22 protein-coding genes and 2 pseudogenes are annotated in these 26,275 nt (G+C 61.4%); 12 read left to right on the top strand and 12 right to left on the bottom strand.

The features are described from left to right. The first annotated feature begins 91 nt into the window (after positions 1-91). The 4 genes from mdtD (at position 92) to yccS (ending at position 6,702) form a co-directional block, all read left to right on the top strand. Positions 92-1,519, top strand: coding sequence for a multidrug transporter subunit MdtD (gene mdtD, locus EI969_RS04225; protein ID WP_160386070.1), 1,428 nt, complete (start codon positions 92-94; stop codon positions 1,517-1,519). Between the two features lie 105 nt (positions 1,520-1,624). After that, entirely contained in the window at positions 1,625-2,962 is a 1,338-nt protein-coding gene (dbpA, locus tag EI969_RS04230) for an ATP-dependent RNA helicase DbpA (RefSeq protein WP_256678226.1), read from the top strand. A 147-nt stretch (positions 2,963-3,109) separates the two neighbouring features. Beyond that, positions 3,110-4,288, top strand: a complete 1,179-nt coding sequence (locus EI969_RS04235) for an NAD(P)/FAD-dependent oxidoreductase (protein ID WP_160386072.1) — start codon at positions 3,110-3,112, stop codon at positions 4,286-4,288. A 230-nt stretch (positions 4,289-4,518) separates the two neighbouring features. Continuing rightward, a complete protein-coding gene (gene yccS / locus EI969_RS04240) occupies positions 4,519-6,702 on the top strand; it encodes a YccS family putative transporter (RefSeq protein WP_160386073.1) in 2,184 nt (727 codons plus the stop codon). Between the two features lie 155 nt (positions 6,703-6,857). On the opposite strand, the gene EI969_RS04245 is transcribed toward yccS, so the two are convergent. Continuing rightward, positions 6,858-7,595 carry an ABC transporter substrate-binding protein gene (locus tag EI969_RS04245; RefSeq protein ID WP_160386074.1) on the bottom strand — a complete coding sequence of 246 codons (738 nt, stop codon included), beginning with the start codon at positions 7,593-7,595 and terminating at the stop codon, positions 6,858-6,860. Between the two features lie 256 nt (positions 7,596-7,851). Between EI969_RS04245 and EI969_RS04250 the strand changes: the two genes are divergently transcribed. After that, the gene (locus EI969_RS04250; RefSeq protein WP_160386075.1) at positions 7,852-8,304 is read left to right on the top strand and encodes a GNAT family N-acetyltransferase; all 453 of its coding nucleotides are present in this window, start codon (positions 7,852-7,854) and stop codon (positions 8,302-8,304) included. Positions 8,305-8,400: 96 nt separating this feature from the next. Here EI969_RS04250 and EI969_RS04255 read toward each other — a convergent pair whose 3' ends face one another. The 3 genes from EI969_RS04255 to EI969_RS04265 are packed head-to-tail and all read right to left on the bottom strand — an operon-like array spanning position 8,401 to position 11,392. After that, positions 8,401-8,697, bottom strand: coding sequence for a helix-turn-helix domain-containing protein (locus tag EI969_RS04255; protein ID WP_007894945.1), 297 nt, complete (start codon positions 8,695-8,697; stop codon positions 8,401-8,403). 37 nt (positions 8,698-8,734) lie between these two features. Then, complete coding sequence (locus tag EI969_RS04260) at positions 8,735-9,223, bottom strand: YgjP-like metallopeptidase domain-containing protein (RefSeq protein ID WP_160386195.1); 489 nt, start codon at positions 9,221-9,223, stop codon at positions 8,735-8,737. A gap of 45 nt (positions 9,224-9,268) precedes the next feature. Next, complete coding sequence (locus EI969_RS04265; protein WP_160386076.1) at positions 9,269-11,392, bottom strand: bifunctional diguanylate cyclase/phosphodiesterase; 2,124 nt, start codon at positions 11,390-11,392, stop codon at positions 9,269-9,271. Between the two features lie 322 nt (positions 11,393-11,714). On the opposite strand from EI969_RS04265, the gene EI969_RS04270 reads away from it, so the two are divergent. Then, entirely contained in the window at positions 11,715-12,383 is a 669-nt protein-coding gene (locus tag EI969_RS04270) for a polysaccharide lyase family 7 protein (protein WP_160386077.1), read from the top strand. 90 nt (positions 12,384-12,473) lie between these two features. Here EI969_RS04270 and fba read toward each other — a convergent pair whose 3' ends face one another. From fba to tkt, 6 genes are all read right to left on the bottom strand, one after another. Beyond that, positions 12,474-13,538: a class II fructose-bisphosphate aldolase gene (gene fba, locus EI969_RS04275; protein WP_007981624.1), complete on the bottom strand. Its 1,065-nt coding sequence runs from the start codon at positions 13,536-13,538 to the stop codon at positions 12,474-12,476. Between the two features lie 261 nt (positions 13,539-13,799). Continuing rightward, complete coding sequence (locus tag EI969_RS04280) at positions 13,800-14,132, bottom strand: MliC family protein (RefSeq protein ID WP_150718893.1); 333 nt, start codon at positions 14,130-14,132, stop codon at positions 13,800-13,802. A 56-nt stretch (positions 14,133-14,188) separates the two neighbouring features. Next, positions 14,189-14,410, bottom strand: a complete 222-nt coding sequence (locus EI969_RS04285) for a hypothetical protein (RefSeq protein ID WP_160386078.1) — start codon at positions 14,408-14,410, stop codon at positions 14,189-14,191. 35 nt (positions 14,411-14,445) lie between these two features. Then, positions 14,446-15,609, bottom strand: coding sequence for a phosphoglycerate kinase (locus EI969_RS04290; RefSeq protein ID WP_160386079.1), 1,164 nt, complete (start codon positions 15,607-15,609; stop codon positions 14,446-14,448). A 12-nt stretch (positions 15,610-15,621) separates the two neighbouring features. Continuing rightward, positions 15,622-16,674 carry an erythrose-4-phosphate dehydrogenase gene (epd, locus tag EI969_RS04295; protein ID WP_160386080.1) on the bottom strand — a complete coding sequence of 351 codons (1,053 nt, stop codon included), beginning with the start codon at positions 16,672-16,674 and terminating at the stop codon, positions 15,622-15,624. Between the two features lie 180 nt (positions 16,675-16,854). Further along, complete coding sequence (gene tkt / locus EI969_RS04300; protein WP_160386081.1) at positions 16,855-18,852, bottom strand: transketolase; 1,998 nt, start codon at positions 18,850-18,852, stop codon at positions 16,855-16,857. A 261-nt stretch (positions 18,853-19,113) separates the two neighbouring features. Between tkt and EI969_RS04305 the strand changes: the two genes are divergently transcribed. From EI969_RS04305 to EI969_RS04320, 4 genes are all read left to right on the top strand, one after another. After that, positions 19,114-20,109, top strand: coding sequence for a metalloregulator ArsR/SmtB family transcription factor (locus tag EI969_RS04305; RefSeq protein WP_160386082.1), 996 nt, complete (start codon positions 19,114-19,116; stop codon positions 20,107-20,109). 18 nt (positions 20,110-20,127) lie between these two features. Continuing rightward, positions 20,128-21,318: a methionine adenosyltransferase gene (metK, locus tag EI969_RS04310; RefSeq protein ID WP_103396728.1), complete on the top strand. Its 1,191-nt coding sequence runs from the start codon at positions 20,128-20,130 to the stop codon at positions 21,316-21,318. A gap of 315 nt (positions 21,319-21,633) precedes the next feature. Then, positions 21,634-23,313 carry an NAD-dependent DNA ligase LigB gene (gene ligB, locus EI969_RS04315; RefSeq protein WP_160386083.1) on the top strand — a complete coding sequence of 560 codons (1,680 nt, stop codon included), beginning with the start codon at positions 21,634-21,636 and terminating at the stop codon, positions 23,311-23,313. Positions 23,314-23,409: 96 nt separating this feature from the next. Beyond that, a complete protein-coding gene (locus EI969_RS04320) occupies positions 23,410-23,805 on the top strand; it encodes a DUF1090 domain-containing protein (RefSeq protein ID WP_160386084.1) in 396 nt (131 codons plus the stop codon). Positions 23,806-23,955: 150 nt separating this feature from the next. Here EI969_RS04320 and EI969_RS04325 read toward each other — a convergent pair whose 3' ends face one another. Then, on the bottom strand, positions 23,956-24,405 hold the full coding sequence (locus EI969_RS04325; protein ID WP_160386085.1) for a cytochrome c: 450 nt from the start codon (positions 24,403-24,405) through the stop codon (positions 23,956-23,958). A gap of 128 nt (positions 24,406-24,533) precedes the next feature. On the opposite strand from EI969_RS04325, the pseudogene EI969_RS04330 reads away from it, so the two are divergent. Beyond that, positions 24,534-25,697: pseudogene (locus EI969_RS04330) on the top strand (murein transglycosylase A); the annotation flags it as partial. Then, positions 25,681-25,725: pseudogene (locus tag EI969_RS30905) on the top strand (hypothetical protein); the annotation flags it as partial. The pseudogenes EI969_RS04330 and EI969_RS30905, both read left to right, overlap by 17 nt. A gap of 126 nt (positions 25,726-25,851) precedes the next feature. On the opposite strand, the gene EI969_RS04335 reads toward EI969_RS30905, so the two are convergent. Then, positions 25,852-26,235 (bottom strand): MAPEG family protein, encoded by a 384-nt coding sequence (locus EI969_RS04335; protein WP_160386087.1) that lies wholly within the window; start codon positions 26,233-26,235, stop codon positions 25,852-25,854. Between the last annotated feature and the right edge of the window lie 40 nt (positions 26,236-26,275).

Here is a 26,275-nt window from a genome sequence, read left to right on the forward strand (position 1 = left end):
CCGCTCCCACAGGTTGAGCGTGATCCCTGTGGGAGCGGGCTTGCCCGCGATGAAGCCACCAAGGATTACCTGCCACACACCCAGAGGTTCCATGCCCAACCGCCCGCCTCTCGACGCTGTGACCGCCCGCTGGATACCCTGGGTCGTCGCCATTGCCTTCTTCATGCAGTCCCTCGACGGGACCATCCTCAACACTGCCCTGCCGGCCATGGCCCGCGACCTGGCGGAAGACCCATTGCGCATGCAGGGTGTGATCATCGCCTACATGCTCACGGTCGCCTTGCTGATTCCCGCTTCGGGATGGATCGCCGATCGCTTCGGCACCCGGAAGATCTTTTTCAGCGCGATCCTGCTGTTCAGCCTCGGCTCGCTGCTGTGCGCCCTGTCGACCACCCTGACCCAGTTGATCGGCGCCCGGGTCATCCAGGGCCTGGGCGGCGCGTTGATGTTGCCGGTCGGGCGGCTGGTGGTGTTGCGCGCCTACCCCCGTTCGGAACTGGTGCGGATCATGGGCTTCATCACCATTCCCGGGCTGCTCGGCCCGCTGATCGGCCCGACCATGGGCGGCTGGATGGTGCAATACCTGACCTGGCACTGGATTTTCCTGATCAACCTGCCGGTGGGGCTGGTCGGTTGCTACGCCGTGTGGAAATTCATCCCCGACCTGCGCGGCTCCGAGCGCACCCGCTTCGATAGCCTGGGCTTCGTGCTGTTTGGCGCGGCGATGATCCTGATCACCATCGCCATGGAAGGCCTGGGTGAATTGCACCTGCCACACCTGCGGGTGATGTTGCTGCTGTTCGGCGGCATGGCGTGCCTGGCGGCGTACTGGCTGCGTGCCGGGCATATCGACAATCCCTTGTTCGCGCCGTCGCTGTTCAAGACCCGGACCTTTGCCGTGGGCATTCTCGGCAACCTGTTCGCTCGCCTGGGCAGCGGCGCCCTGCCCTTTCTGGTGCCGTTGCTGTTGCAAGTGGCGCTGGGCTATTCGCCATCACAGGCCGGGATGAGCATGCTCCCGCTGGCGGCGGCGGCGATGATCGCCAAGTGGGTCGCGCGGCCGCTGATCGAGCGTCTGGGCTACCGCATCGTGCTCACCGGCAATACCCTGGCGCTGGGCATCATGCTGGCGAGCATGGGCCTGGTCAGCGAGCAAACGCCGTATTGGCTGCTGCTGTGCCAACTGGCGATCCTTGGCGCCATCAACTCCCTGCAGTTCACCGCGATGAACACCGTGACCCTGATCGACCTCGACGACGCCAGCGCCAGCAGCGGCAACAGTTTGCTGTCGGTGGTCGCGCAATTGTCCCTGAGCCTGGGCGTTGCCTGCGCCGGTGCGTTGCTCGGCGGGTTCACGGCGGAGATCGGAAACGACGGTGTAGACACGGTTCTGGGTGCGTTCCAGCTGACGTTTGTCACGGTCGGGATCATGGCGATGCTGGCCGCAACGATCTTTTCTCAACTCTCAAAGGAAGACGGACGGCGCGTCAAACGTCCGGAAGAGCACATAGAGCCTTAGGGCGAATGGCCATCGGACTGGTACACTGCGCGACATTTTGTTTTGCAGGCCAGTCCCGTGACCACCATCGCCACCGAATTTAATACTTTGCCGCTGTCCGCCGCCATGCTGGCTAACCTCGACTCCCTCGGTTATGCCCAGATGACGCCGATCCAGGCGCAAAGCTTGCCGGTGATCCTCAAGGGGATGGACCTGATCGCCCAGGCCAAGACCGGCAGCGGCAAGACCGCGGCCTTCGGCATCGGCCTGCTGAACCCGATCAATCCGCGCTACTTCGGTTGCCAGGCGCTGATCCTGTGCCCGACCCGCGAGCTGGCTGACCAGGTCGCCAAGGAAATCCGTCGCCTGGCCCGTGCCGAAGACAACATCAAGGTCCTGACCCTGTGCGGCGGCGTGTCCCTCGGCCCGCAGATCGCTTCGCTGGAACACGGCGCGCACATCATCGTCGGCACCCCGGGACGCATCCAGCAGCACCTGCGCAAGGGTTCGCTGGTCCTGCACGGCCTGAACACGCTGATCCTCGACGAAGCCGACCGCATGCTCGACATGGGTTTCTACGATTCCATCGAAGAAATCATCATGCAGGCCCCGGAACGTCGCCAGACCCTGCTGTTCTCCGCCACCTACCCGGTGGGTATCAAGCAGCTGGCCTCGAAGTTCATGCGCAACCCGCAGCAAGTGAAGGCCGAAGCGTTCCACGACGACACGCAGATCGAACAGCGCTTCTACGAGATTTCCCCGGATGACCGCATGAGTGCGGTGACCAAGGTGCTTGGCCACTTCCGCCCGGCGTCCTGCGTGGCTTTCTGCTACACCAAGCAACAGGTTCAGGAAACCGTCGATCACCTGACCGCCAAAGGCATTTCCGCCGTCGGCCTGCACGGCGATCTGGAACAGCGTGACCGTGACCAGGTGCTGGCGATGTTCGCCAACCGCAGTACTTCGGTACTGGTGGCCACCGACGTCGCCGCTCGTGGTCTCGATATCGATTCCCTGGACATGGTGATCAACGTCGAACTGGCCCGTGATTCGGAAATCCACATCCACCGCGTCGGCCGTACCGGCCGCGCCGGTGAGAAAGGCCTCGCCATCAGCCTGGTGGCGCCGTCCGAAGCTCAGCGCGCCCAAGCCATCGAGCAATTGCAGCAGACGCCGCTGACCTGGGATCAGGTCGACAACCTCACCTCCAAGGGTGGCGGTCCGCTGCTGCCGCAGATGAGCACCCTGTGCATCGCTGCCGGCCGCAAGGACAAGGTTCGTCCGGGCGACATTCTTGGCGCACTGACCGGTGATGCCGGCATCCCGGGTGCCCAGGTCGGCAAGATCGCGATTTTCGACTTCCAGGCCTATGTGGCCGTGGAGCGCGGCGTCGCCAAGCAGGCCTTGCAGCGCCTGAACGACGGCAAGATCAAGGGCCGCTCGTTGCGCGTGCGTATCCTGTAAGAACAACGTATACCCCTGTGGGAGCGGGCTTGCCCGCGATGAGGCCAGAACATTCAACATCAATGTTGTCTGTCAGTCCGCCATCGCGGGCAAGCCCGCTCCCACATGGATCGCCGGTGAATTTGAATTTTGTGTGAGGACACCGTTTTGCGCTCTACCGAAGTCGTGATCATTGGCGCTGGCGCCGCAGGGTTGATGTGTGCACTGACCGCCGCCGGGCGCGGGCGCAAGGTGTTGCTGCTCGACCATGCCAACAAGGCCGGCAAGAAAATCCTGATGTCGGGCGGTGGCCGCTGCAATTTCACCAACATGTACACGGAACCGAGCAATTTTCTCTCGCAGAACGGGCATTTCTGCAAGTCCGCCCTGGCCCGTTACACCCAGTGGGACTTCATCGGCATGGTGGCCAAGCATGGCGTGCCGTACCACGAGAAAAAACTCGGCCAGTTGTTCTGCGATAACAAGTCCAGCGACATCCTCGAAATGCTGCTCGACGAGTGCGACCAGGTCGGCGTCAGCCTGCACCTGGACACGTCGATCCAGACCATCGAGAAGCTCGAGAAGGGCTATTTGCTGGACACCACGCTCGACCAGATCACCTGCGAATCGCTGGTGATCGCCACCGGCGGCCTGTCGATCCCGACCCTGGGCGCCACCGGATTCGGCTATCAGGTGGCCAAACAGTTTGGCCACGAACTGCTGCCGACCCGTGCCGGCCTGGTGCCCTTCACCATCACCGATCAGCTCAAGGCCTTGTGCACCGAGCTGTCCGGTACGTCGGTGGATTGCTTGGTGAGCTGCAACGACCAGAGCTTTCGCGAGAACATCCTGTTCACTCACCGTGGCCTCAGCGGCCCGGCGATTTTGCAGATCTCCTCGTTCTGGGAATCCGGTGACACTGTCGAAATCAACTTGATGCCGGACCACGACGTGCCGGCCTGGCTGCAACAGCAACAGGCCGAACGCCCCAACAGCGAGCTGAAAACCCTGCTCGGGGAAATCTTCACCAAGAAGATGGCCAACCTGCTGGCGGACAACTGGTTCGTCTCCAAGCCGATGAAGCAGTACACCCACGCGGAACTGGCCGATATCGCGGAGAAACTGGCGAGCTGGAAAGTCGTACCGGCGGGCACCGAAGGCTATCGCACCGCCGAGGTGACCCTGGGCGGCGTCAACACCAATGAAGTCTCATCCAAGACCATGGAATCGCTGAAAACCCCGGGGCTGTACTTCATCGGCGAGGTACTCGATGTGACCGGGCATCTGGGCGGGTTCAATTTCCAGTGGGCGTGGGCATCCGGATACGCGGCTGCGCAGTACGTCTGATTCAAAAAATCAACACCACCCCCTGTGGGAGCGAGCTTGCTCGCGATGAGGCCATAACATTCAACAGAGATGTTGATTGACAGGCCGCCATCGCGAGCAAGCTCGCTCCCACAGTGGTTTGTGGTGCCTGACAAGGAACAGATTTTGCTGTCTGATGTGATCGACGCCATTGCGTCGGCGTCATTAGTGGCTCAATTTAGCGTCATTGCCTCGGAAGGCCTTCGCATTTCATGTCATCGACTTCGTTCCGCCAGTCTCTGCGTCGCCTTTGGGCGCTGGATAAGTTCAGCTACAGCGTGCGGGTATTCATTGCCCTGACCGGTACCATGGCGCTGTGTTGGTATCAGGACGAGATGGGCCTGTTGATCCCGTTGTTCCTGGGGATTATCGCCAGCGCCCTGGCCGAGACCGACGACAGCTGGCAGGGCCGTCTCAACGCGCTGGCCGTGACCCTGGTGTGTTTCGCGGTTGCCGCCCTGTCCGTCGAACTGCTCTTCCCCTATCCCCCGCTGTTTATCATCGCCTTCGCCTTGGCCGCGTTCTGCCTGACCATGCTCGGCGCCCTCGGCGAGCGCTATGGCGCGATTGCCTCGGCGACGCTGATTCTGTCGGTCTACACCATGATCGGCGTGGACCAGCGCGGTGGTGCAGTCATCGACGTGTGGCACGAGCCGGTGCTGCTGGTGGCCGGCGCCGCCTGGTACGGCCTGCTCTCGGTGTTGTGGCAGGCGCTGTTTTCCAATCAGCCGGTGCAGCAGAGCCTGGCGCGGTTGTTCCGCGAACTGGGTTATTACCTGAAGCTGAAATCCTCGCTGTTCGAGCCGATCCGGCAGATGGACGTGGAGGCGCGGCGCCTGGAACTGGCCCAGCAGAACGGTCGGGTGGTGGCGGCGCTCAACGCCGCCAAGGAGATCATCCTGCACCGGGTCGGCAACGGCCGCCCGGGGTCGAAGGTCAGCCGTTACCTCAAACTGTACTTCCTCGCCCAGGACATCCACGAGCGCGCCAGTTCATCGCACTACCCTTACAACGCCCTGGCCGACGCCTTCTTCCACAGCGACGTGCTGTTCCGCTGCCAGCGCCTGCTGCGCCAGCAAGGCAAGGCCTGCCGGGCATTGGCCGAATCGATCCAGATGCGTCAGCCGTTCACCTACGACGCCAGTTTCGCCGAAGCCCTGAGCGACCTCGACGCCTCCCTCGAACACCTGCGCATCCAGAGCAACCCGGCCTGGCGCGGCCTGCTGCGTTCGCTTCGGGCGCTGGCGGCGAACCTTGGCACCCTCGACCGCTTGCTCAGCGATGCCAGCAACCCCGACGCCCTGGCCGACGCCACCGACAGCAGCCTGCTCGATCGCTCGCCGCGCAACCTCAAGGACGTATGGCTGCGCCTGCGCACACAGCTGACGCCGACTTCGCTGCTGTTCCGCCATGCCCTGCGATTGCCCCTGGCCTTGAGCATCGGCTACGCCATGGTGCATTTGATTCACCCGTCCCAAGGCTACTGGATCATCCTCACTACGCTGTTCGTCTGCCAACCGAACTACGGTGCCACCCGCCGCAAACTCGGCCAGCGGATCATCGGCACCGCCATCGGCCTGACCCTGGCCTGGGCGCTGTTCGACCTGTTCCCGAACCCGCTGATCCAGTCGTGTTTCGCCATTGCCGCCGGGGTGGTGTTCTTTACCAACCGCACCACCCGCTACACCCTCGCGACTGCGGCAATCACGTTGATGGTGCTGTTCTGCTTCAACCAGGTGGGTGACGGTTACGGGCTGTTCCTGCCACGCTTGTTCGATACCTTGCTCGGCAGCCTGATCGCCGGGCTGGCGGTGTTCCTGTTCCTGCCGGACTGGCAGGGACGGCGCCTGAACAAAGTGCTGGCCAACACCCTGGTCTGCAACAGCATTTACCTGCGCCAGATCATGCAGCAATACGCGGCGGGCAAAAGCGATGACCTGGCCTACCGCCTGGCCCGCCGCAACGCGCACAACGCCGACGCGGCGCTGTCGACCACACTGGCCAACATGCTGATGGAGCCGGGGCATTTCCGAAAGGAGGCGGACGTGGGCTTCCGCTTCCTGGTGCTGTCACACACGCTGCTCAGTTACCTGTCGGGCCTCGGTGCGCACCGGGAAACCCAACTGCCGCCGGACGTGCGTGAACATTTGATCGAGGGGGCCGGAGTGAAACTCGCCGCCAGCATCGATGAAATCGCCCAGGGGCTGGCGAGCAAGGCTTCGATTGCGATCCAGAGCGATGAAGAAGAAGCGCTGGCCAATGAGCTGGAACAGATGCCTGATGAAATCGATGAGGGGCAGCGACTGGTGCAGACGCAGCTGGCGTTGATCTGTCGGCAGTTGGGGCCGTTGCGGACGCTGGCGGCGCACCTCATCAAGGACACCAGTGAAGATTGAGACTTGTAGTGTCTGGGCGGGCGTAATCGCTGGCAAGCCAGCTCCCACAGGGCTATCTGGTGGCCACAAGTTTTGTGTTCACCAGATAGCCCTGTGGGAGCTGGCTTGCCCGCGAAGAGGCCGGCAGAAACAACATGGATTCTGGATCAACCAGCTCACATCCCGTGCTGCTTCATCAACTTGTCATAACTCCCGTCCGCCTTCATCGCCGCAATCTCGCGGTCGAAACCGGCGACGATCTGTTCGTGTCGGGGATTCTTCAGGCTGACCAGAATGTGCAGGCTGTTTTCGCTCAAGGCCTTGGGCAAAAACTCCACGGCGTTGCGTACCTTGGCTGGCTCACGGGCCAGGTAATAGCGGGCGACGTACTCATCCTCCAGCGTCAGTTTGACCCGGTCTGCAGCGACCATGCGTACCGCCATGGCGAAGCTGTGCACCGGGATTTTCTGCAACGAGTCGTCCTTGTCGAACGCGGGCGAATAGGCGTAGCCGCGCACGATGGCAATCGGATACGTGTGCAATTGCTGCAGGTTGTTGAACTCGATGGGCGCGTCTTTGCGCTTGAGAAAACGTACGCGATTGAGCAGGTATTCGCCGGAAAACTGGCCGAGTTTTGTACGCTCGTCGTTGTACCAGGCGTTGACCAGCACGTCATATCGACCCTCGCCCAGGCCCATCAAGGCCCGCGCCCAGGGCACCTGTTCAAATTCACTGGCATAGCCGGCCCTGGCGAGCGCGGTACTGACAATGTCCGTGGCCAGACCACCGTTGACGAGCGTGGAATCGGTAAAAGGGGGCCAGGCATCGGCGACCAACCGCAGTTTTTCTGCCGCCGCTCCCTGAACCAGCAACAGCAATCCAATCAAAGCAAAAGCTCGATGCAATCGCGGCATGCCAGAAATCCTTAGCGGGCGGATTGCCCGACGTGTTTTCAGCCAAAACCCCACGGCCCCGTACCGGCAAGACCCGGGTACTCAACATTAGCTCATCGAAGCCATAGCACAGCGCTTGGATTCAGATTACACAAAGAAGACATCCGCGCGAAAAATGAATGATGGCATTTTGGCCTATATCACAGATTCTTCCGCCATAAAGACTTCTGGCGTGAGTACGCTTAGTATCGGAACGACGTTTTCAGGGAATCAAAACATGACAGTCGATTGGATCTGCAAACACCACAGCGACCTCGGCAAAGAGCAGCTGTACGCCATTTTGCAGTTGCGCGCCGAGGTGTTCGTCGTCGAGCAAAAATGCGTTTACCAGGATATCGATGGCCAGGATCTGGAAGGTGACACCTGCCACGTGATGGCCTGGGACGGTAACCAGCTGGTGGCCTACCTGCGGCTGCTCGACCCGCAATCGCAGGGCGGCGACGTGGTGATCGGGCGGGTGATCATCGCCCCGCACGCACGCGGCACGGGGCTTGGGCATGAGCTGATGGATCAGGCGCTGCACCAGATCGAAAAATACTGGCCCGACCTGCCGGTCTATCTCTCTGCCCAGGCGCATTTGCAGGGGTACTACGGGCGCTACGGGTTTGTCGTGGCGGGTGAGGAATATGTCGAAGATGGCATTCCACACATTGGGATGCGTCGCGCTTGAAGACCCTATCGCTGGCAAGCCAGCTCCTACAAGGACGGTGCAGAACCTGTGGGAGCTGGCTTGCCAGCGATGGCGTCAGCCCAGGCACCGCAAATCTCAGGGATACTCCAGCACCGCCTTGATCTGCCGCAGATTACGCTCGATCCACCCGCGATCGATCGCCCCCCACTCGCGAATCCGGTAGCGCCCCGCATGGTTGCGCGCGCCCTCTTCCTGCTCGAACTCACAGACGATATCCAGGTCCGCCAGCGCCGCGATGGTGTCCTGTGCCGTGCGCCGGGGCATGCCGGTCACCTCGGTGAGCGCCGGGACGCTGCTGGCCAGCCCGCTGTCGATCAGGTACGCCACGTACAGGCGGCGATAGAAGCTGCTCTTGGTCTTGCTCACGTCCATCCATTGCTCCTTAAAAGATCGCAGCCTGCGGCAGCTCCTACAGATCCCGCCACGTCAGGTACACCCGCACATCGAACTCCACCTGGTGATAACCCGGCAGCATGTGCTCGCACAGTTTGTAGAAGGCCTTGTTGTGGTCTGACTCCTTGAAGTGCGCCAGTTCATGCACCACGATCATTTTCAGGAACTCGCACGGCGCTTCCTTGAACAGCGAAGCGATGCGGATTTCCTTCTTGGCCTTGAGCTTGCCGCCCTGCACCCGCGAGATCGTGGTGTGCAGGCCAAGGGCACGGTGCGTCAAGTCCAGGCGGTTGTCGAACAGCACCTTGTCGATGGCCGGAGCATTGCGCAGGAATTCCTGCTTGAGGTCCAGGGCATAGGTGTACAGCGCCTTGTCGCTCTGCACCCCGTGCTTGTCCGGATAACGCTGGCTCAGGTAATCGCCCAGCCGACCGTCGGCGATCAGCTGGCGCACTTGATCCTGCAAGGTAGCGGGATAGGCCTGGAGGTATTTCAACACGGTCATCGGGGCGGCAATACAGGTCACTGAAAGGTCGCCAGTGTAGCGAATTCAGCGGGGCAGCGCGCTCCAGTCAAACGGCTGGACAAATTCCCCGGTGTCTTCGGCCATCATCGGCCGGGCCACCAGAAAGCCTTGCACATATTCACAACCGTTGGCCTGCAGCCATTCATACTGCTCGACGGTTTCCACCCCTTCGGCAATCACCAGCATGCCGAACTGTTTGCACAGGTCGATCACGCTGCGCACCAGCGCCGCATCCCGCACCGAATCCGGCAACCGGGCGATCAGATGCCGGTCGAGCTTGAGTGAGTCCAGTTCCAGGTCACGCAAGTGCGCGAGGGAACAGGGGCCGGCGCCGAAGTCATCCAATGCCACTCGCACACCCAGATTGCGCAGCAGGCGCAATTGCTTGCGGGTTTCCTCGGGGTGATGCATCAAGGCCTCTTCCGTGACCTCGACCTCCAGTTGGCGGGGCTGCAAGCCATGACGCTCCAGCACCTGACGCAACTCTGTGGCCAGGTTGGGCATGCCGAACTGCGTACTGCTCAAGCTGATGCCGAGCACCAGGTCTTCGGTGAACTGGGATTCCCAGGCTTTGCGTTGGCCGGCGCTGCGATGGTAGATCCAGCTGCCCAGACGGCTGATCAGCCGCGCCTCTTCCAGTAATGGCAAAAAAAGCCCCGGCGGCACATCGCCAACGCTCGGATGCTGCCAACGCAGCAAGGCCTCGAAGCCGCGAATCCGCCCGTCCGCAATGGCCACCTGAGGTTGATACACCAGGTTGAAATCGCGGTTCTCGATGGCCGTGCGCACACTTTCTTCCAGCATCAACCGCGAGCGTGCCCGGCCGTTCATTTCGTGATCGTAGAAGCGGTATTGCTGGCGACCGGCACGTTTGGCCTCGTACATGGCGATGTCGGCCGCCCGCAGCATCCCGTCGAGATTGGCACCGCAATCGGGGAACGTAGCGATGCCGATGCTGGCACCCAGGGCGATATCAAGGCCGTCGACCTGCTGGCAGATCGACACGCGCTCGATGAGCTTCTCGGCAATCTTCGCCGCCTGCTCGGGAAACTCCAGATCCAGCAAGGCGGTGAACTCGTCGCCGCCCATCCGCGCGAGAATGTCGAAGGGCCGCAAGCAGGCCTTCAACTGTTCGGAAACCCAGCGCAGCACCCGATCGCCGGCATCGTGCCCGAGCGAATCATTGACGCGTTTGAAGCCGTCGAGGTCCAGGTACATCAAGACCCAGGAACCGTCGGAACGCTCGCCACGCAGCAGCAGGTTCTCTACGGTCTGGTAGAAACCGCGGCGGTTGAGCAACCCGGTCAGCGGATCGGTGACCGCCTGAAACTCCAGTTGCTGATGCAGATGGCGTACCACCGACATGTCCAGCACGGTCACCACCATTGCATGTTGCTCGGCAGGCAATGGCGCGCAGGACAAGGCCACCGGCACCTGCTGGCCCGGCGCTGTACGTAGCAGGGCATCGTGCAGGCGCAGTGTTTCGCCGCGCTTGAATCCGGCCAGCAACTCGGAATCGGCCCAGATCGGGATATGCGGTTTTTGCAGGTAGTCCAGGAACTCCTTGCCTTGCAGTTCCTGCACGGGGGCATTGAGCAACCGCGATATCGCCGGGTTGGCAAAACGAATCAGACCATCCTCGCCCAAGACCAGAATGCCTTCGGCTGCGTTTTCCAGCACCGACGCATTGAAGGCACGAGCGGACTCCAGATCTTGACTCAGGCGCTGCAAGGCCCGGCGGTTGCGCTGGTGCTCGAGCAACGCCTGGACCTTGGGCGTGAAGATCTGTGGGTCGAAGGGCTTGAACAGGTAATCCACCGCACCGCTGGCATAGCCCTTGATCACCGCGTCCTGGGACTGTTCCTTGGCCGTCAGGAAAATGATCGGTGTGAGACGGGTTCGCTGGCTGCCGCGCATCAGGCGCGCCACCTCATAACCATCCATGCCTGGCATCTGCACGTCCAGCAGCACCAGGTCGATATCATGTTCAAGCAACAAGCCGAGGGCTTCGAAGCCCGAGGCGGCAGTGATGACCCGCCAGTTCTGGCGCTGTAACAACGCGCGCATGCTGATCAGGTTTTCAGGGTAATCGTCGACGACTAAAAGGGTTGAGCCGCCTTCTACTGGCGTTGGTTGCGCGCATTCCATGCTGCTTCTCTAATTGCGGGGCGTCAGGCCGGTTTCTCGTGAAAACCGGACAAATACTGTGCCTTCACTCTAGACCCGGTTCTGCAAAAGCAGAAGGTATCAGTGAGCCATCATTCACCATTGTGACTTTTTGCCGACTAACGGTCGATGGTTAAAGCCCATAAAACCGGCAGAGATGGCATTTCGACAGGATGTTGACGTCAGCCATCCGTCAGACAGGCGTTAACAAAAACCTTCGCTACGCTTATAAAGGCCGCCCCCAAAGGCGCGTCCTAGAGCTTCTGGCACGCCCGTGCAGCATGAATCAAGCGGAAGAACCGACATGATCGATCTTGCAACCTGGAACCTCAGCGTCCCCGTCGGCAGCCCGCCGTACACCGTTGAAACCTCCAAACTGGTGGATGGCTTCAAGGATCAATACTTCCATTCCGATACTGGCACGTTGTTCTTCTGGTCACCCGTGACCGGCTCCCGTACCGAAAACGCGATTTATCCGCGCATCGAGCTGCGTGAAACCTACAGCAACGGCACGTTGAAAAACTGGTACTACCCCGATGCCGACAATTTGTTGTATGCCACTTTGGCAGTAAACCAGGTGCCGAGTTCCGGGAAGATCGTCATTGGCCAGATCCATGCCTATCAAAGCCAGAAACCGCTGGTGAAGGTCGAATACCAATACAAAACCAGTACAGGCACCGGCAATATCGTCGCCAAGGTCCGGATGCATCCCGATGACGATACAGGCCGGGTGATCGTCGTGGCGACAGGGGTGAAACTCGACCAGGAGTTCAACTACCTCATCCACCTCAGCCCCGGCGGGGCCCTGGGCATCAGTGCGGCAGGCTATCAATGGGATACGCAGATCAGCACAACCTGGCGCGAAAAACCGCTGTACTTCAAGGCAGGGGTCTATGTGCAGGACAACACCGGGTACACAACTGAAGGCGGCAAAGTGACCTTCAGCAAGCTGGATATCGATCACAATCAATAACGCCACAAAAGCCCGCGCCATAGCTTTATCCCGCCCACAAAAAACCCGCCTCTCGGCGGGTTTTTCATCAAGGCAGTATAACGCTCAGGCTTAGTTGACCTTGGCGTTCAACTCACCTTTCAGGTAACGCTGATACATGCCTTCCAGCGAGATCGCCTTGATCTTCGAAGCGTTGCCGGCGGTGCCGAAGGCTTCGTAGCGAGCGATACACACGTCGCGCATGGCCGTCACGGTGGCGCCGAAGAATTTACGCGGGTCGAACTCGCTCGGGTTGGTAGCCATCAGGCGACGCATTGCGCCGGTGGATGCCAGGCGCAGGTCGGTGTCGATGTTGACCTTGCGCACGCCGTGCTTGATGCCTTCGACGATTTCTTCAACCGGTACGCCGTAGGTTTCCTTGATGTCGCCGCCGTACTGGTTGATGATCGCCAGCCACTCTTGCGGAACCGAAGACGAACCGTGCATCACCAGGTGAGTGTTCGGAATGCGCTTGTGGATTTCCTTGATGCGGTCGATCGCCAGCACGTCACCGGTAGGTGGCTTGGTGAACTTGTAGGCGCCGTGGCTGGTGCCGATGGCGATGGCCAGGGCATCGACCTGAGTGCGTTTTACGAAGTCAGCGGCTTCTTCCGGGTCGGTCAGCATCTGGCTGTGATCCAGAACGCCTTCGGCGCCGATGCCGTCTTCTTCACCGGCCATGCCGGTTTCCAGCGAACCCAGGCAGCCCAGCTCGCCTTCTACCGATACGCCGCAGGCGTGAGCCATGGCGACGGTCTGTTGGGTTACACGGACGTTGTAGTCGTAGTCGGTCGGGGTCTTGCCGTCTTCGCCCAGGGAACCGTCCATCATCACCGAGCTGAAGCCCAGTTGGATGGAGCGCTGGCAGACGTCAGGGCTGGTGCCGTGGTCCTGGTGCATGCACACCGGGATGTGCGGGAATTCTTCGATGGCTGCCAGGATCAGGTGACGCAGGAACGGTGCGCCGGCGTATTTGCGAGCACCGGCCGAAGCCTGGACGATCACCGGGGAGTCAGTCTTGTCAGCGGCTTCCATGATGGCGCGCATCTGCTCAAGGTTGTTGACGTTGAAGGCTGGAACGCCGTAGCCGAACTCGGCTGCGTGGTCCAGCATCTGGCGCATGCTGATAAGTGCCATTGTGTGTATCTCTCCCGGTTGAGGGTCGTTAATCGTGCCAGCCTGCCGGAGCGGCGGCGGCTATTCAAGTTATTGCAGATCGGGGGTTGAGCCCGGGCTGCGGATTCGGGTGTTGCAAAATCTCAAGAACTTCCCCGGAACCCCTGTGGGAGCGAGCCTGCTCGCGATGGTGGCCCAGACAACGCGGACATTCAGGTACCCCGCGTTATCGTTAACGGCCATCGCGAGCAGGCTCGCTCCTACAGGTTCGGCGTAGTCCGTTTATTGCGCCTTGCAGCCACGCCCAATCAAATCATTGGTGGCGACCCAGTAAACCAGGCCTTCCTCACCTTTCATGTGAAACGCCAGCATGTTGTCGCTGTACAGCGAGCCCGAGGCACCTGGCTCTTCCTTCAGGCGGTAGACCTGATCGGCACCGCCCAGGCGCACGTCGACTTCCCTGCGGCTGTCATCGGTGTAGCGCCACAGCACCTTGGCCTGGCTGTCGCAGGTCCAGGTGGTCCAGTTATCCACAGGCGCGGACGACTGGAACGGGTTCAACTGAGCACAACCTGCCAACAGAGCCAACGCCGTAACGGCGATAAAACCTTTCATCCGTGTCCCTCGACTGACGGCGCACGCCGCCAGCCCTGAGTAAAGAGTCAGACCCGTCAAGGGCAGCCATGTTCCTTGGCGGGTGCCTGGGTCTCGTACTTTTCCAGGCCCTCGGGCCCGGAACGCTTGTTGAGCACCGGGTTGGTTTCCGCCTGCCAGTCTGCCTGGTAGCAGCCCTTTTCCGTCCCGGACGGTGCGGGTTCCGGCTTGGCCTTGGGGTTACTCCCGCATGCCACCAGCGAACCCGCGACGATCAACAGCGCTAACGTCTTGACCATGTCAACACTCCCTTGCCAGGCCAAACGGGCGACCCTCAGGCCTTGGCCCGGCTTTCCAGGACTTCAACGGCTGGCAGAACCTTGCCTTCGACGAATTCGAGGAACGCGCCGCCACCGGTAGAAATGTAGGAGATCTTCTCGGCCACGCCATACTTGTCGATGGCGGCCAGGGTGTCGCCACCGCCGGCAATGGAGAACGCCGCGCTGTCTGCGATGGCCTTGGCCAGCACTTTGGTGCCGTTGCCGAACTGATCGAACTCGAACACGCCGACCGGACCGTTCCACAGGATGGTCTTGGACGACTTCAGCAGCTCGGCGAAATTCGCCGCGGTCTGCGGGCCGATGTCCAGGATCATGTCGTCGGCAGCGACGTCAGCGATCAGCTTGACGGTCGCCGCGGCGCTTTCAGCGAATTCCTTGGCAACCACAACATCAACCGGCAGCGGTACGCTGACCTTGGCGGCGATGGCGCGGGCGGTGTCGAGCAGGTCCGGCTCGTACAGCGACTTGCCAACCGGGTGACCGGCAGCGGCGAGGAAGGTGTTGGCGATGCCGCCGCCGACGATCAACTGGTCGCAGATCTGGCTCAGGCTGTTCAGTACGTCGAGTTTGGTCGACACCTTGGAGCCGGCAACAATGGCCGCCATCGGCTGGGCCGGAGCGCCCAGGGCCTTGCCCAGTGCATCCAGTTCAGCGGCCAGCAACGGGCCAGCAGCGGCGACTTTGGCGAACTTGGCCACGCCGTGGGTCGAACCCTCGGCACGGTGAGCGGTGCCGAAGGCGTCCATCACGAACACGTCGCACAGGGCGGCGTATTGCTGGGCCAGTTCGTCGGCGTTCTTTTTCTCGCCTTTGTTGAAGCGCACGTTTTCGAACAGCACGATGTCACCGGCCTTGACGTCAACGCCGTCCAGGTAGTCGGCCACCAGCGGCACTTCGCGGCCCAAGGCCTTGCTCAGGTAGTCGGCGACTGGCTTGAGGCTGTTCTCGGCCGAGAACTCGCCTTCGGTCGGACGGCCAAGGTGCGAGCAGACCATCACGGCCGCGCCTTTTTCCAGGGCCAGCTTGATGGTCGGCAGCGAGGCCAGGATACGCGCATCGCTGGTGACAACACCGTCCTTGACTGGGACGTTGAGGTCTTCGCGGATCAATACGCGCTTACCTTGCAGATCGAGGTCGGACATCTTCAACACGGTCATGGGTCGCACTTCCTACGGTTTTTTTGAAATGGCTGTTTGCAGATAGTGTTCTGCAACGTCCAGCATTCGGTTGGCAAAACCCCATTCGTTGTCGAACCAGGCCAGGATGTTCACCAGCCGTGGGCCGGAAACGCGGGTCTGACTGGCATCGACGATTGCCGAATGTGGGTCGTGGTTGAAATCACAGCTAGCGTGAGGCAACTCGGTGTAAGCCAGGAGGCCTTTGAGCGGGCCGCTGGTGGCCGCCTCGCGCAGTATCCGGTTGACCTCGGTGGCATCGGTCGCGGTGGCGGTCTGCATCGTGATGTCGAGGCAGGACACGTTGACCGTCGGCACCCGCACGGCTTTGGCCTGAATTCTTCCGGCAAGTTCCGGCAACAGGCGTTCGATACCACGCGCCAGACCGGTGGACACCGGAATCACCGACTGGAACGCCGAACGGGTGCGGCGCAGGTCTTCGTGGTGATAGGCATCGATGACCGGCTGATCGTTCATGGCCGAGTGAATGGTGGTGATCGACACGTAATCCAGGCCGATCGCCTGATTCAGCAGGCGCAGCAGCGGCACGCCGCAGTTGGTGGTGCAGGACGCGTTGGACACCAGCAACTCGTCGCCGGTCAGGCAATCCTGGTTCACGCCGTAGACGATGGTGGCGTCGACATCCGTCTCGCTGGCCATCGGCTGGGAAAACAGCACGCGCGGGGCGCCGGCATCGAGGAAACGCTGGCCGTCTTCGCGGGTGTTATAAGCGCCGGAACACTCCAGCACCAGATCGACACCCAGGGACGCCCAATCGATGCCTTCGGGGGTGGCACTGCGCAGGACCTTCACGCAGTCGCCATTGATATGCAGACAATCGCCGTCGACCTTCACTTCGCCGGGGAACCGGCCATGGGTGGAGTCGAAGCGTGTCAGGTATTCGATGCTGGCCATGTCCGCCAGATCGTTGATCGCGACAATCTCGAACCCGGCCCTGTCGCCTCGCTCGAACAACGCACGCAAGACGCAACGACCAATCCGGCCATAGCCGTTGAGTGCAACTTTGTAGGGACGCGGTTGAGGCATGGGGTTCTCGATTACCGTGGTGAATCCGTTATCGCGGCGTTGCCTGTTCGACCGCTATCGCGGGCAAGCCCGCTCCCACATGGGGCCGGTGTTGTGAGCACTGTTTGTGTCACACAACACGTCCCCTGTGGGAGCGGGCTTGCCCGCGATGGCGTCAGCCCAGACGACACGTCTTCTGGATCAGTCTTCCAGCAGCTCTTCAGCCTGACCCAGGATGTTTTCCAGGGTGAAGCCGAACTCTTCGAACAAGGCAGGCGCAGGCGCCGACTCGCCGTAGGTGGTCATGCCGATCACGCGGCCTTCCAGGCCCACGTACTTGTACCAGTAGTCCGCATGAGAAGCCTCGATGGCGATACGGGCGCTGACCTGCAACGGCAGGACCGCTTGCTTGTAGCCGGCGTCCTGGGCATCGAACACGCTGGTGCACGGCATGGAAACCACGCGAACCTTGCGGCCCTGTTCGGTCAGTTTGTCGAAGGCCTGGACGGCCAGGCCGACTTCCGAACCGGTAGCGATCAGGATCAGCTCAGGCTCGCCCGCGCAGTCTTTGAGCACATAACCACCACGGCTGATGTCGGCGATCTGGCCGGCATCACGGGTTTGGTGCTGCAGGTTCTGACGCGAGAAGATCAGGGCCGAAGGACCGTCCTTGCGCTCCAGTGCGTACTTCCAGCTCACCGCCGATTCAACGGCGTCAGCCGGACGCCAGGTATCGAGGTTCGGCGTGCAGCGCAGGCTGGCCAGTTGCTCAATTGGCTGGTGAGTCGGGCCGTCTTCGCCCAGACCGATGGAGTCGTGGGTGTAGACGTGGATCACACGCTGCTTCATCAGCGCGGACATGCGCACTGCGTTGCGCGCGTATTCCATGAACATCAGGAAGGTCGCGCCGTAAGGCACCAGGCCGCCGTGCAGGGCAACGCCGTTCATGATCGCGGTCATGCCGAACTCGCGCACGCCGTAATACATGTAGTTACCGCTGGCATCTTCGGCGGTGACGCCTTTGCAACCTTTCCACAGGGTCAGGTTGGAACCGGCCAGGTCAGCCGAGCCGCCGAGGAACTCAGGCAGCAGCGGGCCGAACGCGTTCAGGGCGTTCTGGCTGGCTTTACGGCTGGCGATGGTTTCGCCCTTGGCAGCCACTTCGGCGATGTAGGCCGAGGCTTTTTCGCTGAAGTCAGCCGGCAGTTCGCCGCTCAGACGACGGATCAGCTCGTTGGCTTCGGTCGGGAACGCGGCGGAGTAGGCAGCGAAACGCTGGTCCCACTCGGCTTCGACAGCTTTACCGGCTTCCTTGGCGTCCCACTCGGCGTAGATATCGGCCGGGATTTCGAACGGGCCGTGGTTCCACTTCAGCGCCGCACGGGTCAGGGCGATTTCCGCGTCACCCAATGGGGCGCCGTGGCAGTCTTCCTTGCCTTGCTTGTTCGGCGAACCGAAACCGATGGTGGTCTTGCAGCAGATCAGGGTTGGCTGCGCGCTCTTGCGGGCCGTCTCGATCGCGGTCTTGATCTCTTCCGGGTCGTGACCGTCAACGTTGCGGATCACTTGCCAGTTGTAGGACTCAAAACGCTTCGGGGTGTCGTCGGTGAACCAGCCTTCGACTTCGCCATCGATGGAGATGCCGTTGTCATCGTAGAAGGCGATCAGTTTGCCCAGGCCCAGGGTACCGGCCAGGGAAGCGACTTCGTGGGAAATGCCTTCCATCATGCAGCCATCACCCAGGAACACATAGGTGTGGTGGTCGACGATGTCGTGACCGGGACGGTTGAATTGCGCCGCCATGACTTTTTCAGCCAGGGCAAAACCCACGGCGTTGGCCAGGCCCTGGCCCAGTGGACCGGTGGTGGTTTCCACGCCCGGGGTGTAGCCGAGTTCCGGGTGGCCCGGGGTGCGGCTGTGCAGTTGACGGAACTGCTTGAGGTCATCGATCGACAGGTCGTAGCCGGTCAGGTGCAGCAGCGAGTAGATCAACATCGAGCCGTGACCGTTGGACAGTACGAAGCGGTCACGGTCGGCGAACGATGGATTGCTCGGGTTGTGCTTGAGGTAGTCGCGCCAAAGTACCTCGGCGATATCCGCCATACCCATAGGGGCACCGGGATGGCCGCTGTTGGCTTTTTGCACGGCATCCATGCTGAGGGCACGAATGGCGTTGGCACGCTCACGACGGCTAGGCATCGCTGTTCTCCTGGGGGCTTGAATAAAACGAAACGGAAAAAAGGCGAGCATTTTCCCTCACCGGGCCGCCTCGGGGCAATGACAGATAGTCATCTGGAGACGTTTTTCCAACGGATAACGGTGGTTTCGGCTGATGAATCCTTTCCGCCATCCGTTTGTAGAGTTAACCATCCCGTAAGAAGTGCCATCTATCGAGCAATATCAAAACTTTTTGATATTGCTCTTGCGATGCCTTCGACCCGTGACTAGACTGCCGGCCTTATGAATTTACGCGTGCCCTCCATTCAGCATGACGATTGCGATGAGCTGGCAGCCTTGTGCAAGGCTGGCGGCGATCCCCTGCGGCTGAATGTCTTGCGCGCACTGGCCAACGACTCGTTCGGCGTGCTGGAGCTGGCGCAGATCTTCGGCATCGGCCAGTCAGGCATGAGCCACCACCTCAAGGTCCTGGCCCAGGCCGACCTGGTGGCAACGCGCCGTGAAGGCAATGCGATTTTCTACCGTCGCGCCCTGCCCCACACCGAGTTATTGGGCGGCAAATTGCACGCAGCCCTGCTCGAAGAAGTGGACAACCTGACGCTGCCAGCCGACGTACAGTCGCGCATCGCCCAGGTCCACGGGCAACGCGCAGCGGCCAGCCAGGACTTTTTCTCACGGGTCGCGGAGAAGTTTCGCGCCCAGCAAGACTTGATCGCCGGCCTGCCGCAGTACCGCGAGAGCGTGGTGGCCCTGCTCGACAAGCTGAGCTTCGACAAAGACGCCACGGCCATCGAAGTCGGCCCCGGCGACGGTGCATTCCTGCCGGAACTGGCGCGCCGCTTTGCGCAGGTCACGGCACTGGACAACAGCACCGCGATGCTCGAACTGGCGCGCCAGGTCTGCGAACGCGACAAGCTGACTAACGTTAGCCTGCAACTGGCCGATGCATTGAACGGCGTCAGCCTCAAGGCCGATTGCGTGGTACTGAACATGGTGCTGCATCATTTTGCCGCGCCGGCCGATGCGCTCAAGCACATGGCCAATTTGCTGCAACCAGGCGGTAGCCTGTTAGTGACAGAGTTATGTAGCCACAACCAGAGTTGGGCCAAGGAGGCCTGCGGTGATCTCTGGCTGGGGTTTGAACAGGACGATCTGGCCCGTTGGGCCACCGCTGCGGGACTCGTTCCCGGGGAAAGCCTCTATGTAGGCTTACGTAATGGTTTCCAGATCCAGGTCCGCCATTTTCAGCGGCCGGCTGGCGACACTCACCATCGGTAATTTCAGGAAAACATCGAGATGAGCGAATACTCCCTCTTCACCTCCGAGTCCGTGTCTGAAGGGCATCCGGACAAAATCGCCGACCAGATTTCTGATGCGGTGCTGGACGCCATCATTGCTGAAGACAAGTTCGCCCGTGTGGCGTGCGAGACTCTGGTGAAAACGGGCGTGGCCATCATCGCCGGCGAAGTCACCACTTCGGCCTGGGTTGACCTGGAGCAGATCGTTCGTGACGTGATCACCAACATCGGCTACACCAGCTCCGACGTCGGCTTCGACGGCGCGACCTGCGGCGTGATGAACATCATCGGCAAGCAGTCCCCTGACATCAACCAGGGTGTCGACCGTGCCAAGCCTGAAGATCAGGGCGCCGGCGACCAGGGCCTGATGTTCGGCTACGCCAGCAACGAAACCGACGTGCTGATGCCAGCACCGATCACCTTCTCGCACCAGCTGGTGCAGCGCCAGGCCGAAGCCCGCAAATCCGGCCTGCTGCCTTGGCTGCGTCCGGACGCCAAGTCGCAAGTCACCTGCCGTTACGAAAACGGCAAGGTTGTCGGTATCGACGCCGTCGTTCTGTCGACCCAGCACAACCCGGAAGTGTCGTACAACGACCTGCGCGAAGGCGTGATGGAGCTGATCGTCAAGCACGTGCTGCCTGCCGAACTGCTGAGCAAGGACACCCAGTTCCACATCAACCCGACCGGCCAGTTCATCATTGGCGGCCCGGTGGGTGACTGCGGCCTGACCGGTCGCAAGATCATCGTCGACAGCTACGGCGGCATGGCCCGTCACGGCGGTGGCGCGTTCTCCGGCAAGGATCCATCGAAGGTTGACCGTTCGGCAGCCTACGCCGGTCGTTACGTAGCCAAGAACATCGTTGCCGCCGGCCTCGCCGAGCGCTGCGAGATTCAGGTTTCCTACGCGATCGGTGTTGCCCAGCCGACTTCGATCTCGTTGAACACCTTCGGCACCGGCAAGATCAGCGATGACAAGATCGTCAAACTGGTCCGCGAAGTGTTCGACCTGCGTCCATACGCGATCACCACCATGCTCGACCTGCTGCACCCGATGTACCAGGAAACCGCTGCGTACGGCCACTTCGGTCGCACCCCGGCAACCAAGACCGTTGGCGAAGACACCTTCACCACGTTCACCTGGGAAAAAACCGACCGCGCCGACGCCCTGCGTTCTGCTGCCGGCCTGTAAGACGCCCCCGCAACACCCAAAGCCCCGCACGGTTCGCGCCCTGCGGGGCTTTTTATTGGGGCTTTCAGCGTGGGCATGGCCCCTTGCAGGAGCCGGCTTGCCGGCGATGGTCGTTAACGATAATGCGCATGAGCTGGATAAACGCGGCGCACTTGAGTCCATCGCCGGCAAGCCGGCTCCTACAGTTTCCCGGTAATCGCTTTACACCGCGAAGAGGCCCGCCCTGGCATCGGAAACACCCGGCAAAACACCCCCTCGCGACACCACTGATGCTGACCTAGCCTTCAAGCACCCCACCGAGCAAGGACGCTCACGATGCTTCCCGACCTGCGCCTGTTTTTCGCCTTTGTGCTGATCTTTGCCCACCTGACCGCCAATGCCGCCGTGTGCCCCGACTGGCCATCCGGGCGTGCCGCGAACGAGGTCGACAAACTGCAACGGCAAATCGACGTCTGGGACGACAACTATCACCGCCAGGGACGCTCACTGGTCGCCGATGAACTCTACGACCAGTCCCGCGCGCGCCTCAGCCAGTGGCGCCGCTGCTTCAACCTGAACCCGTCCATAGACCCCTTGCGTACTGCGCGAGGCTCGCTGCCCCACCCCATCGCCCACACCGGCCTGGGCAAACTGCAGGATCGCGCCGCGGTGGAAAAATGGCTGCGTGACCGGGTGGGCGTCTGGGCCCAGCCGAAAATCGATGGCGTGGCGGTGACCCTGGTTTACCGCAACGGTCTGCTGACCCAGGCAATCAGTCGTGGCGATGGCGTGAGCGGTCAGGACTGGACAGTTCCGGCGCGACAGATTCCGGCCATCCCGCAACGGCTGTCGCAGCCTCAGGACCTGCTTGTGCAAGGCGAACTGTATTGGCGCCTGAGCGATCATGTGCAGGCCCTGGCCGGCAGCCTCAACGCTCGCACCACGGTGGCGGGCCTGATGGCGCGCAAGGTCTTGAGCCCCGAGCAGGCCGCCGGCATCGACCTGTTTGTCTGGGACTGGCCACAAGGGCCGGCGAACGTACTCGCACGTGACACTGCACTGACCTTGCTGGGCTTCCCGGACACCACGGCATACAGCCAGCCAATCCTCTCCGTCTTCGATGCCGAGCGCTGGCGCGAGTACTGGTATCGCTCCCCCCTGCCCTTTGCCAGCGACGGCATCGTCCTGCGCCAGAACCAGCGCCCGGCCGCCGAACGCTGGCAGGCCAAGCCACCGTACTGGGCCATCGCCTGGAAATACCCCTTCGCCCAGGCACTGGCCGACGTGCGCCAGGTTCACTTCACGATCGGCCGGACCGGGCGAATCACACCGATACTTGAACTGACCCCGGTGATGCTCGATGACCGGCAGATCAAACGCGTCAGCGTCAGCTCGCTGCAACGCTGGCAGGCGCTGGACATACGTCCGGGTGATCAGGTGGCCATCAGCCTGGCCGGGCTGACCATTCCCAGACTCGATAGCGTCGTTTGGCACAGCAGCGAGCGGGTCGAATTGAACGTGCCGAAGGCAGCGGACTTTCACTTGTTGAGTTGCTGGCAACCGACTCCGGGCTGTGAGGGCCAGTTTCTCGCGCGCCTGACCTGGCTCAGCGGCGAACAGGGCCTGGCGCTGCCCAATGTGGGTCCGGGGACGTGGGAAAAACTTCTTGCAACAGGTCGCCTGAACAGTCTGCTGGATTGGTTGACCCTCGATACCCAAGAGCTTGCTACCATTAACGGTTTCGGCGAGCGCAGTGCGGCGCGCCTTGCAGACAGCTTCAACCAGGCCCGGGACCGCCCGTTCAAGCGCTGGCTCAAGGCCCTGGGATTGCCGCCGACAGGTCAGGCGCATCTCGGCGACTCTTGGCAGGCACTGGCGCAGCGAGACATCGAGCAATGGCGGGCCGAGGCCGGTATCGGGCCGGGACGCGCGGCACAACTGAATGCTTTTTTCCGCGATCCGCAGGTCCTGGCCTTGAGTGAAACATTACGTGATGCGGGGATTGACGGCTTTTAGCGGTCAGCCTTGCGCCTGGCGGGAACCCCAGGGGGACTGCCGGGCTCCAACAAGCCATCGCCACACCGGCCGCTTGCTTTCTTACATGGAGCTTTTATGAAATTTCTTTCACCGCTCGCCCTGTTGGCCCTTTGCAGTGTGCTGGCCACCCCGTTGATGGCAGACGAAGAAGCACCGGGGTTGACCGGTTGCGCTGCCAAGAAGCAAGGCATCGTCAATCAGATCGAATTGGCCAAGGTTCACGGCAACGCCGACCAGCAGGCAGGCCTGGAAAAAGCCCTGAGCGAAGTCGAAGCGAACTGCACCGACGCCTCGCTGAAGAAAGAACGGGAAAACAAGGTGCTCGACGCCCGGCATGAAGTCAGCAAGCGTCAGACAGACCTCGACAAGGCCATGAGCAAGGGCGACCCAGAAAAGATCAACAAGCGCAAAGACAAGCTCGCCGATGCCCGCAAGGAATTGCAGGATGCACTGGATGAACTGGACAAGTAAGAGCGGGTAAAAGCCCAGGATTCATGGTGCTATCAGAACCGCCTTCGCGGGCAAGCCCGCTCCCACAGGGTTTTGGGTGTACACAAAGTCTATGTTCACCACAAAAACCTGTGGGAGCGGGCTTGCCCGCGAAGGCATCAGCAACACCAATCAATGATCCCGAAACGCCTTATGACACGCACTGCAAGCATCTTCGACCTTTTGCACCGCCGGCCCCAGGTTGCTGGCTTTGTAAGGCTGAACCTGGCTGGCGATCACCAACTCGCCGGTGGCGGTTTCAAGGTCGCGGGCCATGCCCTGGAAGCGCGCCTGCTGCTCCCAGACATCGCTCTTGGCGCTGGTGTGATCTTCCTCGCGCACTTGCGGGAAATGCTGCCACGGTTCATGGGACAACGCATCGAGCTTCACCGCACCCTCGGCGAACTTCGGACCATCGAATGGAATGCGCCCACGCAACATGCCGCCCAGGTCTTCGCCGGTCTTGAGCATCTGCTTGAAAATGGCCTTGCGCTGGCCCAGCGGCGAGTTGGGGTCGATACCGCCACACGCGGACAACGTCAGGCAGGCCAGCAATACAACAGAAAGTCTTTTAAGAGTCATGGTGGCTTCAGGTCACGGGAAACGGCGGCCAGTATCCTCGCGTCATCGGCAAAGACCAATAGCCCTATTATCAATAAGGGTTGTTTGAGCGCATGAAGCACTCGGGCAACCGGCAAAGGAATCACTCCATGAACAGCCGCTTCAAGGCCTGGCGTCACAGCCTGGCCTGGACCCTGCCGATGGTGGCCCTGCTCGCAGGCTGCACCGGTGGCGACAAGCAACAACCGAAAACCCATGCCCTGGCCACCTACTCCAGCGCCACATGGGAAGCGCTGCCGGCGGTGTCCGACAACGACCTGGTTGCCGGTTTCGGTTCGTGGCGCAGCGCCTGCACCCGCCTCAAGGCCGATCCGGTCTGGGGTGGCACCTGTGCGGCAGCTGCCAACGTGCCGCAAACCGCCAGCGACATTCGCGGCTTTCTCAAACAGAACCTGGATGTCTATGGCCTGCGCGCCGCCAACGACAACCCCAACGGCTTGATCACCGGCTACTACGAGCCGGTCTATCCCGGCAGCCTGACCCAGACCAGCGTTGCCAACGTCCCGGTCTATGGCGTGCCCGAAGACATGATCATCGTCGCCCTCGACAGCATTTACCCGGAACTCAAGGGCAAACGCCTGCGCGGTCGACTCGAAGGTCGCGTGCTCAAACCGTACGACGATGCGGCAACCATCGAAAGCAAAGGGGTCAAGGCGCCGGTCGTGGCCTGGCTGACCGACCCGATGAACCTGCAGTTCCTGCAAATCCAGGGGTCGGGGCGTATCCAGCTCGATGACGGCCGGCAGTTGCGCATCGCCTATGCCGATCAGAACGGCCATCCGTATCGGCCGATCGGCCGCTGGCTGGTGGAACAGGGCGAGCTGAAAAAGGAAGACGTGACCATGGGCGCGATCAGTACCTGGGCCAAGGCCAATCCGTCACGGATTCCCGAACTGCTCGGCAGCAACCCCAGCTACGTGTTCTTCACCCGTAACCCGGACAGCAACGAAGGTCCGCGCGGTTCGCTGAACGTACCGCTGACCGCCGGTTACAGCGCGGCGGTGGATCGCAAGGTGATTCCGCTGGGCAGCCTGTTGTGGCTGTCCACCACCAAACCGGACGGTACCGCGCTGGTTCGGCCTGTGGCAGCCCAGGACACCGGCGGCGCAATTGCCGGTGAAGTCCGCGCGGATCTGTTCTGGGGTACCGGTGATGCGGCCGGACAACTGGCCGGGGACATGAAGCAGCAGGGACAGATCTGGATGCTCTGGCCTAAAGGCGCAGCGTTGCCGCAAGTGCCGCAGGTGGCAGATGCCGAGAAGACCAAACCCTGATCTGTAGGAGCCGGCTTGCCGGCGATGGCGGCGGATCGATCGGCAACGATGTTGCCTGACACCCCGCTATCGCCAGCAAGCCGGCTCCTACAGTTTTTGCCGCGATGAGGCCGCTAAAAACCCTGGAGATCTGTCAGGCCGACACCACAAAAAAACTCACGATCAGCCCCATCCCCACGAACCACATCAACGACCGCAGCGCCGCCAGGTCCGTCAGATAGAAAATGATGTAGAGCAGACGGCTGGTGATGAACAGCACCGACAACACATTGATTGTCACCAATTCAGCGTTGCCCGCCAGGTGCGCCACGATTACCGCGGCGGCAAACGCCGGTGTCACTTCAAAACTGTTCAGCTGCGCCGCATTCGCCCGCTTGCCCAAACCCTCCAGTGAGTCGAGAAACCCTCGTGGGTCATGATTGTGTCTCAAACCGTATCCGCCGCTGACCTTCGCCACGGCCGTGCACACATACGGCAGGAAAATCGCGATCAAAATGCACCACAGAGCAACCGTCATAAAGCAGTCCCTTCTTCACGTTATAGAAAATCGATTCCAT

Source organism: Pseudomonas sp. PB101, from assembly GCF_009764265.1.
Classification (GTDB): domain Bacteria; phylum Pseudomonadota; class Gammaproteobacteria; order Pseudomonadales; family Pseudomonadaceae; genus Aquipseudomonas.

What these genes read in the sequence shown, in the direction of transcription:
- dbpA (WP_256678226.1), top strand. Translation starts at nt 1,625, where the DNA reads ATGCTGGCTAACCTCGACTCCCTCGGTTATGCCCAGATGACGCCGATC.
- EI969_RS04255 (WP_007894945.1), bottom strand. Translation starts at nt 8,697, where the DNA reads ATGGACGTGAGCAAGACCAAGAGCAGCTTCTATCGCCGCCTGTACGTG.
- metK (WP_103396728.1), top strand. Translation starts at nt 20,128, where the DNA reads ATGAGCGAATACTCCCTCTTCACCTCCGAGTCCGTGTCTGAAGGGCAT.
- EI969_RS04270 (WP_160386077.1), top strand. Translation starts at nt 11,715, where the DNA reads ATGATCGATCTTGCAACCTGGAACCTCAGCGTCCCCGTCGGCAGCCCG.
- EI969_RS04325 (WP_160386085.1), bottom strand. Translation starts at nt 24,405, where the DNA reads ATGACTCTTAAAAGACTTTCTGTTGTATTGCTGGCCTGCCTGACGTTG.
- EI969_RS04280 (WP_150718893.1), bottom strand. Translation starts at nt 14,132, where the DNA reads ATGAAAGGTTTTATCGCCGTTACGGCGTTGGCTCTGTTGGCAGGTTGT.
- tkt (WP_160386081.1), bottom strand. Translation starts at nt 18,852, where the DNA reads ATGCCTAGCCGTCGTGAGCGTGCCAACGCCATTCGTGCCCTCAGCATG.
- EI969_RS04290 (WP_160386079.1), bottom strand. Translation starts at nt 15,609, where the DNA reads ATGACCGTGTTGAAGATGTCCGACCTCGATCTGCAAGGTAAGCGCGTA.
- ligB (WP_160386083.1), top strand. Translation starts at nt 21,634, where the DNA reads ATGCTTCCCGACCTGCGCCTGTTTTTCGCCTTTGTGCTGATCTTTGCC.
- epd (WP_160386080.1), bottom strand. Translation starts at nt 16,674, where the DNA reads ATGCCTCAACCGCGTCCCTACAAAGTTGCACTCAACGGCTATGGCCGG.
- EI969_RS04245 (WP_160386074.1), bottom strand. Translation starts at nt 7,595, where the DNA reads ATGCCGCGATTGCATCGAGCTTTTGCTTTGATTGGATTGCTGTTGCTG.
- fba (WP_007981624.1), bottom strand. Translation starts at nt 13,538, where the DNA reads ATGGCACTTATCAGCATGCGCCAGATGCTGGACCACGCAGCCGAGTTC.
- EI969_RS04320 (WP_160386084.1), top strand. Translation starts at nt 23,410, where the DNA reads ATGAAATTTCTTTCACCGCTCGCCCTGTTGGCCCTTTGCAGTGTGCTG.
- mdtD (WP_160386070.1), top strand. Translation starts at nt 92, where the DNA reads ATGCCCAACCGCCCGCCTCTCGACGCTGTGACCGCCCGCTGGATACCC.
- EI969_RS04285 (WP_160386078.1), bottom strand. Translation starts at nt 14,410, where the DNA reads ATGGTCAAGACGTTAGCGCTGTTGATCGTCGCGGGTTCGCTGGTGGCA.
- yccS (WP_160386073.1), top strand. Translation starts at nt 4,519, where the DNA reads ATGTCATCGACTTCGTTCCGCCAGTCTCTGCGTCGCCTTTGGGCGCTG.
- EI969_RS04305 (WP_160386082.1), top strand. Translation starts at nt 19,114, where the DNA reads ATGAATTTACGCGTGCCCTCCATTCAGCATGACGATTGCGATGAGCTG.
- EI969_RS04260 (WP_160386195.1), bottom strand. Translation starts at nt 9,223, where the DNA reads ATGACCGTGTTGAAATACCTCCAGGCCTATCCCGCTACCTTGCAGGAT.
- EI969_RS04335 (WP_160386087.1), bottom strand. Translation starts at nt 26,235, where the DNA reads ATGACGGTTGCTCTGTGGTGCATTTTGATCGCGATTTTCCTGCCGTAT.
- EI969_RS04265 (WP_160386076.1), bottom strand. Translation starts at nt 11,392, where the DNA reads ATGGAATGCGCGCAACCAACGCCAGTAGAAGGCGGCTCAACCCTTTTA.
- EI969_RS04250 (WP_160386075.1), top strand. Translation starts at nt 7,852, where the DNA reads ATGACAGTCGATTGGATCTGCAAACACCACAGCGACCTCGGCAAAGAG.